The following is a 12,736-nucleotide window of genomic DNA, read 5'->3' on the forward strand; positions in this document are numbered from 1 at the left end:
TCCCTACCTTTGCAGTCCGTTCGAGTGAATGGCTTGTGTTTGGCTAGCCTAACGCATTGATTTACAACTAAAAACGATAGTCCGTTGACCCGAGGACTATTGCTATTCAGGGTTTTTACTATTATGTCTAAACAAGAAGATTTTAACTGGGACAACGTCGAAACCAAAGGTTTTGGTGATGGCTATTCCAAAGAAGAGCGTGAGCAGATGGCTGCAATGTACGAAGGTACATTGGGCGAGATCACTGAGAAAGAAGTAATCAAAGGCACTGTAGTAGGTGTGAATGACAAGGACGTTATCATCAACATCGGTTTCAAATCTGATGGATTGGTTCCTCTTTCTGAATTCAGAGATCTTGATGGCATCAAGCCAGGTGATACGGTAGAAGTATTCATCGAAGAGCAAGAAAACGCGCTTGGTCAGTTGATCCTTTCCCGTAAGAAGGCTAAGATCGTACGTGCATGGCAGGACATCGAAGATGCCCTTGAGCATGATAACGTGATCGAAGGTTTGGTGAAAAGAAGAACTAAAGGTGGTTTGATCGTAGATATCTACGGTGTAGAAGCATTCTTGCCAGGTTCTCAGATCGACGTGAAGCCTATCAGAGATTTCGATATCTATGTAGGTAAGAAAATGGAAGTGAAAGTGGTGAAAATCAACCACGCAAATGATAACGTAGTAGTATCTCACAAAGTGTTGATCGAGAAGGATCTTGAGAAGCAAAAAGCTGAGATCTTGAATAACCTTGAGAAAGGTCAAGTATTGGAAGGTGTGATCAAGAACATGACCAACTTCGGTGTATTCATCGATCTAGGTGGTGTGGATGGTCTACTTCACATTACAGATATCTCTTGGGGACGTATCAATCATCCAGAAGAAGTATTGCAACTTGATCAGAAAGTTCAGATTGTGGTTCTTGACTTTGATGATGATAAGAAGAGAATTTCTTTGGGTATGAAGCAGCTTACTGCTCATCCTTGGGATTCTTTGGCTTCTAGCCTTGAAATCGGATCTAGAGTTAAAGGTAAGATCGTAAACGTAGCTGACTACGGTGCGTTCCTTGAGCTTGCTCCAGGTGTTGAAGGTTTGATTCACGTTTCTGAAATGAGCTGGTCTCAGCATTTGAGAAACCCTGCTGACTTCGTGAAAGTTGGTGACGAAATCGAAGCTGTAGTATTGACTTTGGACAAAGACGACAGAAAAATGTCTCTTGGTATCAAGCAATTGACTGAAGATCCATGGACTAAGAATGACATGGGTACTAAGTACGCTGTAGGTTCTAAGCATACAGGTGTAGTAAGAAACTTGACTAACTTCGGCCTATTCCTTGAGTTGGAAGAAGGTATTGACGGTTTGGTTCACGTATCTGACCTTTCTTGGACTAAGAAAATCAAGCATCCATCTGAGTTTGTGAAGGTAGGAGACGAGCTAGAAGTAGCTGTTCTTGAGCTTGACGTAGACAACAGAAGATTGGCTCTTGGTCACAAGCAATTGGAAGAGAATCCATGGGATACTTTCGAGAATGTTTTCCCAATCGGATCTGTTCATAAGTGTACTGTAGTTTCTAAAAACGATAAAGGTGCAGTTCTTGAATTGCCATACGGTCTTGAAGGATTTGCTACTGTGAAGAACTTGGAAAAAGAAGACGGATCTCAAGTAGAGGTTGGTGAGTCTTTGGATTTCAAAGTATCTGAATTCTCTAAAGATGATAAGAGAATTGTACTTTCTCACACTGCTATGTTCAGAGAAGATACGTCTGCTAAGCCAGCTAAGAAAGATGCGAAGAAGAAATCTGATTCAGGTTCTGGTTCTTCTACTCCTTCTACTCCAGCTGAGAAGTCTACCCTAGGTGACTTGGACGCATTGACTCAATTGAAAGAGCAAATGGAAGGCAAAAAATAATTTCAGATTTAAAGTTTGAAATTTCATATTGAAAACGCCGGCTGAAAAGTCGGCGTTTTTTTGTGTCAAAATTTAACCACAAAGAGGGTAGAGGGCGTAGTTGTCAGGCTGAGCGAAGTCGAAGCCTTATTGGCATTCACTGTTGTCCTGCTTCTCCAGAAGCTGGACATGTATCTAGAAAATGTATTCTTTTATGAAATGGAATTGTTGCGCTTCGGCTACTTCTTCCGTCTTGACTAAACTATTTTTATAATTAATTTCGATCCTATGAAATATTCACTTTTACTATCATTTATCCTTCTAATTAGTTTTTCGGTCACTGCACAATCTGGGTTAGTAGTGAAAGGCTATTTTGGTGCTTCGGGAGCTATGGCCAATTGGAACGAAGATCTCGATGGAGCTAGCTCTGTGGATATTGAGAATTTGATGGAAGTAGGTGTTTTGCTTTCGAACAGAATTGGTGAAAAATTCTCCCTAAGCGGAGGCCTGAATTACACTTTTGCTAAGGTTGAAATTAACAGTTGTCCATTGTGCAATGAGACTGGCCTGCCTTATCCTTACAATCAGGATTTTAAGATGCTCTCCATTCCTATCTATGCAGAATATACCTTAGGAAAGATTTTTTATGTTGCAGCTGGGCCGGTCTTAGATTTTCAGCTATCAGAAGGGAATAATTTCTCTGACCAAAGTGGCCTTGGTTTCCTAGTAGGGATGGGGGCAAAATTGAAAACTGAAAAACTTGTCTTCTCTATTTTTCCTAATTACAAGAGGCATAATACGATTTCTTTTGAAAAAGAGGGCAACTATAAACAAGTCTTGCAAGAGCTTGGGGTTCAGTTTGGAGTTGGATATTTGTTTTAGAGAAACGATAGACTGACTAATAAATTAAAAAAGCATTCGCTCTGGCGGATGCTTTTTTAATTAGGTCGAGAGCGGACTACCTAAGCGGTAGACATGCCTCCCTCCGGTAGACAGATTCAACGGTTTTGTATAAGAATTTGGGGAATGTATAGGCAACAAAAAAAGCACCCTTCTCAGGATGCTTTTGTATTGAGGTCGAGAGCGGATTCGAACCGCTGTAGAAGGTTTTGCAGACCTCTGCCTAGCCACTCGGCCACTCGACCAATCAGAATTGGAATGCAAATGTAGTTATTATCTTTTTCTATGCAATGAAGGGTCTAGTTTTTTTAAATCTTTGTGGCCAAAACAGCTTCTTCATTAATTTGAATTCAATAATACAGAGCCTTGTATCGTGGGATTTCAACCTAACTTAGAAAAGGTTGCGAAATACATTCTATTTATAAAGATTCTAAATTAATTTTTAATTACAGAATTAACCTTAATTAACTGTGATACAATGATATATGAAATCAAATAGAGCTCACGTGTACGATCTCCCATCCATCAATACAAGTTTGAAAAATTGGCTTCGGGTAGTACCTTTGCAAGGGTTATAAACAACCACATAAACTATTTAATTAGCTCTAATATGTTATCCAAACGCTCGTTAGTAGGGGTTCGAATGAATTTCCACACACTGGCAGTGCTGTTTTTCATGCTGATCGGTATGCAGGCTTTTGCTGCAGATCCGGCAGTTGATAGTAGCGACGAAGCAGTAGCAGCAGGTAAGGCTGTATTCAATGCAAATTGTAAAACATGCCACAAACTAGACCAGAAGTTAATTGGTCCTGCCCTTAGAGGGGTTTCTGATAGGAGAGATATCCCATGGATTAAGTCTTTTATCAAGAATTCTTCAGCACTAATTGCTTCGGGAGATAAAGTTGCCAATGACCTTTTCAAGGAGTTCAATAATACGGTGATGATCTCTCATGAGTTTTTGAGTGATGAAGACTTGAATCACTTGATCTCTTATATAGAGTTTGGAGATACGGCAGATCCAGCAGCCGCAGCCGCCACAGCAGGTGGAGATGGCGCTGCAGTAGCAGGTGGTGGTGGAATCCCGAACGAATATCTAACCGTCATACTAGGAGTATTGGTAGTAGTTTTACTTTTGATCTTAGTGGTGTTGGGATTGATTATCTCGGTATTGACCAAGTACCTATCCAAGCAAGATCTTGATGAAGATGATCAGGAGTTTGTCAATCAAAAGACTAACCTTGGCAAGGTATTCAAGAGTGACATGTTTGTAGTGATTGTGACTGCACTTGTTATTGCCTTAGTAGCTAAGACGGCTTTGGATGGCTTGTACTCAGTAGGTATTCAGCAAGGCTATGCACCTGAGCAGCCTATCGCTTATTCACACGCACTTCACGCAGGTACTTTAGAGATCGAATGTCAGTATTGTCATACTGGTGTAGAGATCGGAAGATCTGCCAATATCCCTTCAGCCAACATCTGTATGAACTGTCATACACATGTGCAGAATGTACAGGGTAAAGAAGGTGTTTCCCCAGAAATTCAGAAAATCTACGATGCAGTAGATAATAATCAGCCTATCGAGTGGGTAAGAGTCCACAACCTTCCTGATTTGGCATATTTCAACCACTCTCAGCACGTAGTTGTGGGTGAAGTTGAGTGTCAGACTTGTCATGGTCCTATCCAGGAGATGGAAGTAGTAGGGCAGCATAGTGCGCTTACCATGGGTTGGTGTATTGATTGTCACAGACAGACAGAAATCACCACTGAAGGCAATGCCTATTATGATAAGTTGGTTCAGGTTCACTCTGATTCTAAAGATGCTTTGAAAGTAAAAGACATCGGAGGTTTGGAGTGTGCTAAGTGCCACTATTAATTCATTATTCTTTTCGCAAATTCATTATATCATAAAATGAAGGAAAATAAAAAAACGTACTGGAAAGGGCTTGAGCAGCTCAACAACGATCCAGAGTTTGTAAAGAACGCCGACAGGGAATTTCCTGAGCTTCCTTCTACACTCAACGAAGAGGGTAGTGCTTCCAGAAGAGATTTTCTGAAAGTTATGGGATTCAGCTTAGCAGCAGCTTCTTTGGCAGCATGTGAGGCTCCTGTAAGAAAGATGATTCCTTATGTGAATAAGCCGGTTGATATCAACCCATCTATCCCTAATTATTACGCTTCTACCTATTCTACAGGTGGAGATTATGCTTCTATCGTAGTAAAGACAAGAGAAGGTCGTCCGATCAAAATTGACGGAAACGAACTATCTCCTATAAATAAAGGAAAAGTAAATGCGATCGTAGAGGCATCTATTCTTTCTCTTTACGATAAAGAAAGAATTGCTGTTCCTTACAGCGGTGGTCAACCATCTGATTGGGCGACAGTAGATGCGCAAGCAAAGTCTGCTTTAGCTACTGCTGGATCTGTGAAAATCGTAGCTAATACGATTATGTCACCATCTACCATGCAGGCCATTCAGCAGCTAGCTGATACGAATGGTAATGTAGATCTGATCATGTATGATCCGCTATCTAATTATGGTATTACTAAGGCTGCAGAGACTTATTATGGCACTGCAGTACTTCCTTCTTATTCTTTTGACAAGGCAAAAACAATCGTATCCTTCGGAGCTGACTTCTTAGGATCATGGATTTCTCCTATTGAATTTGCTCGTCAATATGCTCAGACTAGAAAAATCAGTAAGCAGAAACCTGAAATGTCTAGACATTATCAGTTTGAGTCTACGCTTTCTCTAGCAGGAGCAAATGCTGATTACAGAACACCAATCAGAGCTTCTCAAAGTGGTTTGGCAGTTTTGGCTCTTTATAATGCAATCGCTAAGAAAGCAGGGGCAGCTACAGTTTCAGCTCCAGCAGTTGAGGTTGCATACTTGGAAAAAGCAGCAAATGACCTTTGGGCTAGCAAAGGAGCTTCTCTAGTGATCTCTGGATCAAATGATCCAAACGTTCAAGTTGTGATCAATGCGATTAACGAATTGCTTGGAAGTAACGGAACTACTGTAGATTTTGCAAATCCTGCTTACTATAGAAAAGGTGATGATGCCAAAATGAATCAGTTTGTAACTGATTTGAATGCAGGGAAAGTAGGAGGAGTTATTTTCTACAACTGTAACCCTGTTTATGATTTCGCAAGAGGTGCTGAAATCGCTGCTGGTATTACCAAAGCGAATGTGAGCATATCTACGAATGGTACACTGGATGAGACTTCATCTTTGGTACAAATAGTAGCTCCAGATCACCATTTCCTAGAGTCTTGGAATGACTTCGAACCAAAGAAAGGTCACTTCTCTTTGGCTCAGCCTACCATTACTCCACTTTTTGATACTAGACAAGCTCAAGACTCATTCTTGGTTTGGGCTGGTGATTCTACTTCCTATTATGATTTCCTTCAGGCCAACTGGCAAGGTGATGTATTCACTCAGGTTGAGACTGGCGGGACTTTCCAGGAATTCTGGGATCAGACCTTATACAATGGTGTTTTAGCAATCAACGCAACTTCTGAAGCTTTGGCTCCAGTAGGTGATGTAAGTGCTGCGGCCTCTGCAGTAGCAAGTGCTTACACGGCTGATAATGCGGGTGCTGAATTAATAATGTATACGAAAGTAGGTATCGGTAACGGTACCTATGCAAATATTCCTTGGCTTCAAGAATTGTCAGATCCTATCTCTAAGGCAACTTGGGATAACTACTTGACAGTTTCTCAGAAATGGGCTAATGACAATGGTGTCACTCAGTCGGAAGGTGAGACAAGTAAAGCTTCTATCTCAGTAAATGGTAAATCACTGATCGTACCGATCATGATACAGCCAGGTCAGGCAGATGGTACTTTCGGTTTGGCACTGGGATATGGTAGAACAAAAGCTGGACGTGTAGCAAATGGCGTAGGTGTTAACGCTTACGAATTGCTAGATGCTTCTAAAGGCTTTGTTAATTTCGATATAATAAGTGGAGTAGAGGTGAAAGCTACTGGCGATTCTTATAGATTGGCTCGTACGCAGACGCATCAGACCTTCATGGGACGTGAGAACGTGATCCAAGAATCTGTATTGAGTGAATATCAAAAAGATGCCTCTGCAGGTAGATATCATCCTAAGATTTACAAGGATGGTGAATTTGTAAAACCTTCTAAGATTTCTCTTTGGTCAGGACACCAGTATTCTCAGCATCACTGGGGTTTGGCTATCGATATGAACTCTTGTATTGGTTGCTCAGCATGTTCTATTGCATGTCAGGTTGAAAACAACGTGGCGGTAGTAGGAAAGCAGGAAGTATTGAATAGAAGAGAGATGGCTTGGATCAGAATTGACCGCTATTATTCTTCTGATGCTCCAGCTGATGATTTGAGTGCTATGGAAGTAGCTGCCAATAACCCTGAGGTTACTTTCCAGCCTATGATGTGTCAGCAGTGTAACAACGCTCCATGTGAGACTGTTTGTCCTGTTGCTGCTACAACTCACTCTTCTGAGGGACTTAATCAAATGACATACAACAGATGTATTGGTACTAGATATTGTGCAAACAACTGTCCGTATAAAGTGCGTCGATTCAACTGGTTCAAATACCACGATAACAAAGACTTCGCTGGAGTCAATGTAGCTCAAAACGATGATTTGGGTAAAATGGTCTTGAATCCAGACGTAACCGTTCGTGCGCGTGGTGTAATGGAAAAATGCTCCATGTGTGTGCAAAGAATCCAAGCAGGTAAGCTAGAGGCTAAGCGTGAAAAACGCAAAGTGAAAGATGGAGACATCAATGTAGCTTGTGCTGTGGCTTGTCCTACTGACGCTTTGGTATTCGGAGATATGAATGATTCACAAAGTCAGGTTTCTCAGCTTCTAAAAATTAAGGAGAACACGACTTCAGCCTTGAAGGAAGTGAATGAAGAAAGAGCATACCATGTATTGGAAGAGATCAACGTTAGTCCAAACGTTTGGTATTTTACCAAAATCAGAAATAAAGACATAAACGAAGCGTAATCAAAAATTATTAAACTATGCAGGTTACTTCATCCGTTCGCGATCCGTTAGTTACTGGGGGCAAAACCTACCATGACGTGACAAATGATGTGTCGCGCCATGTAGAAGCAAAGCCAAATATCAGATGGTTTCTTGCTTTCCTTACGTCCGTTGGGGTTTTGGCTATTGGATCTATTGCTGTAGTTGCCACCGTTTGGGAAGGCATCGGTATGTGGGGTCTTAACAAAACCGTAGGCTGGGCTTGGGATATTACCAACTTCGTTTGGTGGGTAGGTATCGGTCACGCTGGTACACTTATCTCAGCAGTATTATTACTTTTCAGACAGAAGTGGAGAACATCTATTAACCGTGCTGCTGAAGCGATGACCATTTTCGCGGTTATCTGTGCGGCAATGTTCCCAGTACTACACATGGGACGTCCATGGTTAGGAGCTTATTGGGCACTTCCACTTCCAAACGTTTTTGGATCACTTTGGGTAAACTTTAACTCCCCGCTTCTTTGGGATGTGTTTGCGATATCAACTTACTTCTCTGTATCATTAGTATTCTGGTACATTGGTTTGATTCCTGATTTCGCGACTATTAGAGATAGAGCTACTGGTCTTAGAAAGATTATTTACGGAGCTCTTTCATTCGGTTGGGATGGCGCAGCAAAATCTTGGAGCAGATACGAATCAGTTTCTTTGATCCTTGCAGGTCTAGCTACACCATTGGTACTTTCTGTACACACGATTGTATCCTTTGACTTTGCAACCTCTGTAATACCAGGATGGCACACGACAATCTTCCCTCCATACTTTGTGGCAGGTGCAATTTTCTCTGGTTTCGCCATGGTATTGACCTTGATGATCGTAACACGTAAGGTTTACAAACTGGAAGATTACATTACAATTGGTCACATCGAGTTGATGAATATTGTAATCATCATCACAGGTTCTATAGTAGGTATTGCCTATATCACGGAGTTTTTCATCGCTTGGTACTCAGGCGTAGAAGCTGAGCAATATGCATTTATCAACCGTGCTACTGGACCTTACTGGTGGGCATATGCATCTATGATGACATGTAACGTGATTTCTCCTCAGTTATTCTGGTTTAAGAAAATCCGTACATCCATCGTTGCTACTTTTGCATTGTCAATCGTGGTGAATATCGGGATGTGGTTTGAGAGATTTGTGATCATCGTAACATCTCTTCACAGAGATTACCTGCCATCTTCATGGGCGATGTTCTATCCATCAATCACAGATGTTGGGGTTTACCTATTTACATTTGGATTGTTCTTCACATTGTTCTTCTTGTTTGCCAAATTCTTCCCGGTAATCAACATGGCTGAAGTGAAAGCGGTATTGAAGTCTTCATCTGATAAAGTGAATAAATAATCATGGAAAGAGATACACATTTTGTTACTGGAGTTTATGAAGATGAGGATGTTTTACTTCAAGCAATCACGCAAGTAAGATCTTCAGGCATCAAAATCCATGAGGTCTATTCACCATATCCTGTTCACGGGATAGATGATTACCTCGGATATAAGAGAAGTAGATTGCCAATCGCAGCATTTTTGTTTGGATTGCTTGGGACCACCTTGGCATTGACCATGCAGTTCTATATGATGAAATTTGACTGGCCAATGATCATTGGTGGTAAAGACTATGGTGCTTTCCCAGATTTCATTCCTGTTACATTTGAATTAACTGTACTGTTAGCTTCATTTGGTATGGTAGGCGTGTTTATGGTAAGTACCAATCTGAAGCCTTGGGCACAGCCTAGAATCTTCGATTTGAGAATCACTGATGATAAGCATGTGATGGCAATCGATATAGCTAATAATTCAGCTGTTGAGTTGGCTAAGATTGAAGAGATATTGAAATCTTCTGGAGCATCAGAGGTTAATAAAAAAAGTTTTGAATAGTAAATCTGGAAAAATGAAGATTGCTAAAACACTAAGTATTTTAGGGATTGCAGTAGCTGGGATTTCCCTAGCTGGTTGTAGAGCCGGAGGAGAGAATCAAGGCTTGGAATTTGCGCCTCAGATGTATCACTCGGTAGCTTACGAACCCCTGACTCAGGTCATGGATTCTGAGACTAAGGGGAATCTTATCTCGACCCGTGAGGATGGGAAGGGTGAATTCTTCAATAGTAATATCAACAACCCTCATAATATGAATATGAGAGAGCCTGTTGCCAATACTGTTCCTAGAAATAAGCAAGGTTACCTGCCTCATAGATATAAAGCTTTTGAAATAGAAGAAGCTGCTGCTGTGAAAAATCCTGTCAAACTTTCTGATGAGGTTTTGGATGAAGGCAAAAGACTTTATGGACTTTATTGCACCCCTTGTCATGGAACTGGCGGAGCTGGAGACGGTAAAGTAGGTGATATTATCGGTGGTGTTGCCAATCTTACAGGTGGCGCATATACCGGTCTATCAGAAGGTCATATTTATCATGTGATCACAAAGGGTAAAGGAAGAATGGGAGCTCATGGTTCTCAGATTACTCCTGAAAACAGATGGAAAATTGTTCATTATGTGAAGCAAGATCTCCAAGGTGGTCAGAATGCTGACAATGCAGTAGCAGCAGTAGTTGACCAAGATGTTACACAAGTAGAAACTCCAGCTAATTAATTATGGCTCACGACGTACAACACTATAATCTGGATCAAAAATTTGATTTCACCGCAGCGACTAAAAAATCTATTTTTACGGTTTTGGGGATCGGTGCAGCATTACTAGTTCTAGGTATCGTTATGGCGATGTTTGGAGGTAGTCATGATGAGGCTGCGGCAGCAGAAGGACATGCGTTTCATTGGTATGAGCGTGTATATGCCAACTTATGGATCAACAATGTGTATTTCACTGGTATTGCCATCATAGGTGTATTCTTCTTTGCTATTCAATACGCTGCTCAAGCAGGATGGTCCACGGCTATCATTAGAGTAATGCTCTCCCTTGGTAACTGGTTGCCAATTGCTGGGGTATTGATGATCGTAACATTCTTTATAGCAAATCATGATTTGTTTCACTGGACGCATGCTTATCTTTTTGATAAAGCATCTCCAGAATATGATAGCATCATAGATGGAAAGGGATCTTTCTTCTATTGGCCTATGGCAAAAGGAACATTCCCAATATTCTATATTTTCAGAATGGTCTTGTTCTTTGGTTTCTGGGTATTCTTTTTCAAGAAATTCCAACAATTTACATACAACGAAGATGTGATTGGTGGAACTTCTTCCTGGTACAAAATCAGAAGCTGGTCTGCTTTTTTCTTAATCTTCTTTGCAGTTTCCTCTTCTATCGCCGCTTGGGATTGGGTGATGTCAATTGACACACACTGGTTCTCTACCCTATTCGGTTGGTATGTTTTCTCATCTTGGTTCGTAGCAGGTCTTTCTGCCATGACTTTGATTGTGATGTTCTTGAAAGGCAAAGGTCTTCTAGAAATGGTGAACGAGAATCATGTACATGACTTGGGTAAATTCATCTTTGGATTCACCATCTTTTGGGCATACCTATGGTTTTCTCAGTTCTTATTGATCTATTATGCCAACATCCCTGAGGAGACGGTATATTTCATAGAAAGATTGTCTAGCGACATCTATGGTCCATATATCTTTGTAAATTTAGCGATGAACTTTGTGCTTCCTTTTCTTTTGTTAATGACAAGAGATTCTAAGAGACATGGAGTATTCTTGAAACTAGTTTGTGCTTTGATCATTGCTGGTCACTGGGTAGATTTCTTCCTTATGGTTCAGCCTGGCACTTTAGGACATAACGGTGGCGTTGGATTTATGGAAGTAGGGATGTTCCTAATATATGGCGCAGCCTTCACCTTTGTAGTTCTTTCTGGATTGGCGAAAGGGAATTTGGTTCCTAAAAATCACCCAATGCTTGAGGAAAGCTATCATCATCACATTTAATATTAGCCGAAATAATTAAGGTATGTACGGATTTCTGATTGGAGTAGGGGTTCTTTTGATATTTTCCATAATATGGATGGTATATCGAATCCAAACGTTAGTCTCTGTGGTAAAAGGATCTGATAAGAAGATCGCTTCAGGGAGTAATAAAATAAATGCAATTTTGTTTATTGTTTTCTTGGTGGGTACCGGCATTTTGATGTTCTGGTATTCGATCAAAGAATTCCACAATTATCAATTGCCAATAGCATCTGAGCACGGTGTAGTTACTGATGCATTATTTTGGTGGACGATGGGTATTACTGGGATTGTATTCTTGGTAACGCACGTATTGCTTTTCATTTTCCCATATATGTACCGATATGACGTGAAACGTAAAGCATCTTTCTATCCTGACAATAATAAACTTGAGATTATCTGGACGGCAGTTCCAGGTCTTGTTCTTACAGGATTGGTGATCTCAGGATGGATGGCATGGTCTGATATCACAGCACCAGCTCCTGAGAATGCACATGTTATAGAAATCATGGGCTATCAATTTGCCTGGGAAGTTAGATATCCTGGCAAAGATCAAGTACTAGGAGATTATGATTATCGATTGATTACAGCTACTAATTCCCATGGAATTGATTTCACTGATAAGAATGCGATTGATGATTTTCCTTCTCCAGTGGTAAAAATACCAAAGGGTGAGCCAGTTCTATTCAAAATCAGAGCTAGAGATGTACTTCACTCTGTATTTGCGCCGCACATGAGACTGAAAATGGATGCTGTTCCAGGTATGCCAACTCGATTCTGGTTTGTCCCTACCAAGACTACTGCAGAGATGAGAGAGGAAACTGGAAATCCAGAGTTTCAATATGAGATTGCTTGTACTGAAGTTTGTGGAAATGGACACTTTAGTATGAAGAAAATCATCGAAGTGGTAGAGCCAGAGGAATATCAGAAGTGGTATGCTGAGCAAAAATCTTATATCCAGATGAATCCTGCTTTAGCAGCGGGTCATTCTTCTGAGATGAATAAGCTTGCAGAAAATTAAT

At 40.8% G+C, this 12,736-nt stretch carries 9 protein-coding genes and 1 tRNA gene; 9 read left to right on the top strand and 1 reads right to left on the bottom strand.

Annotated elements, in window-relative coordinates; translation table 11 throughout:
- Positions 1-123: 123 nt before the first annotated feature.
- Positions 124-1,902 carry a 30S ribosomal protein S1 gene (gene rpsA, locus LV85_RS16685; RefSeq protein WP_111321516.1) on the top strand — a complete coding sequence of 593 codons (1,779 nt, stop codon included), beginning with the start codon at positions 124-126 and terminating at the stop codon, positions 1,900-1,902.
- A 267-nt stretch (positions 1,903-2,169) separates the two neighbouring features.
- Positions 2,170-2,763 (top strand): outer membrane beta-barrel protein, encoded by a 594-nt coding sequence (locus LV85_RS16690; RefSeq protein WP_111321518.1) that lies wholly within the window; start codon positions 2,170-2,172, stop codon positions 2,761-2,763.
- A gap of 192 nt (positions 2,764-2,955) precedes the next feature.
- Here the strand turns inward: LV85_RS16690 and LV85_RS16695 are convergent.
- Positions 2,956-3,026, bottom strand: a tRNA-Cys gene (locus LV85_RS16695).
- Between the two features lie 365 nt (positions 3,027-3,391).
- Here LV85_RS16695 and LV85_RS16700 point away from each other — a divergent pair.
- From LV85_RS16700 to LV85_RS16730, 7 genes are read left to right on the top strand one after another with little or no spacing between them, the layout of a single operon-like run.
- A complete protein-coding gene (locus LV85_RS16700) occupies positions 3,392-4,654 on the top strand; it encodes a c-type cytochrome (RefSeq protein WP_111321520.1) in 1,263 nt (420 codons plus the stop codon).
- Positions 4,655-4,690: 36 nt separating this feature from the next.
- Positions 4,691-7,774: a TAT-variant-translocated molybdopterin oxidoreductase gene (locus tag LV85_RS16705; RefSeq protein WP_111321522.1), complete on the top strand. Its 3,084-nt coding sequence runs from the start codon at positions 4,691-4,693 to the stop codon at positions 7,772-7,774.
- Positions 7,775-7,791: 17 nt separating this feature from the next.
- Positions 7,792-9,156, top strand: a complete 1,365-nt coding sequence (nrfD, locus tag LV85_RS16710) for an NrfD/PsrC family molybdoenzyme membrane anchor subunit (protein ID WP_111321524.1) — start codon at positions 7,792-7,794, stop codon at positions 9,154-9,156.
- 2 nt (positions 9,157-9,158) lie between these two features.
- On the top strand, positions 9,159-9,689 hold the full coding sequence (locus LV85_RS16715; protein WP_111321526.1) for a DUF3341 domain-containing protein: 531 nt from the start codon (positions 9,159-9,161) through the stop codon (positions 9,687-9,689).
- A gap of 13 nt (positions 9,690-9,702) precedes the next feature.
- A complete protein-coding gene (locus LV85_RS16720; RefSeq protein ID WP_111321528.1) occupies positions 9,703-10,401 on the top strand; it encodes a c-type cytochrome in 699 nt (232 codons plus the stop codon).
- 2 nt (positions 10,402-10,403) lie between these two features.
- Positions 10,404-11,696, top strand: coding sequence for a quinol:cytochrome C oxidoreductase (locus LV85_RS16725; RefSeq protein WP_111321530.1), 1,293 nt, complete (start codon positions 10,404-10,406; stop codon positions 11,694-11,696).
- Between the two features lie 22 nt (positions 11,697-11,718).
- Positions 11,719-12,735: a cytochrome c oxidase subunit II gene (locus LV85_RS16730; RefSeq protein ID WP_111321532.1), complete on the top strand. Its 1,017-nt coding sequence runs from the start codon at positions 11,719-11,721 to the stop codon at positions 12,733-12,735.
- The last annotated feature ends 1 nt before the right edge of the window (position 12,736 follow it).

This window comes from Algoriphagus chordae (assembly GCF_003254055.1).
In the GTDB taxonomy this organism is placed as follows: Bacteria; Bacteroidota; Bacteroidia; order Cytophagales; family Cyclobacteriaceae; genus Algoriphagus; species Algoriphagus chordae.

Bases quoted from the DNA above. Each gene is read 5' to 3' on its own strand.
- rpsA (WP_111321516.1), top strand. From the start codon at position 124: ATGTCTAAACAAGAAGATTTTAACTGGGACAACGTCGAAACCAAAGGT.
- LV85_RS16690 (WP_111321518.1), top strand. From the start codon at position 2,170: ATGAAATATTCACTTTTACTATCATTTATCCTTCTAATTAGTTTTTCG.
- LV85_RS16700 (WP_111321520.1), top strand. From the start codon at position 3,392: ATGTTATCCAAACGCTCGTTAGTAGGGGTTCGAATGAATTTCCACACA.
- LV85_RS16705 (WP_111321522.1), top strand. From the start codon at position 4,691: ATGAAGGAAAATAAAAAAACGTACTGGAAAGGGCTTGAGCAGCTCAAC.
- nrfD (WP_111321524.1), top strand. From the start codon at position 7,792: ATGCAGGTTACTTCATCCGTTCGCGATCCGTTAGTTACTGGGGGCAAA.
- LV85_RS16715 (WP_111321526.1), top strand. From the start codon at position 9,159: ATGGAAAGAGATACACATTTTGTTACTGGAGTTTATGAAGATGAGGAT.
- LV85_RS16720 (WP_111321528.1), top strand. From the start codon at position 9,703: ATGAAGATTGCTAAAACACTAAGTATTTTAGGGATTGCAGTAGCTGGG.
- LV85_RS16725 (WP_111321530.1), top strand. From the start codon at position 10,404: ATGGCTCACGACGTACAACACTATAATCTGGATCAAAAATTTGATTTC.
- LV85_RS16730 (WP_111321532.1), top strand. From the start codon at position 11,719: ATGTACGGATTTCTGATTGGAGTAGGGGTTCTTTTGATATTTTCCATA.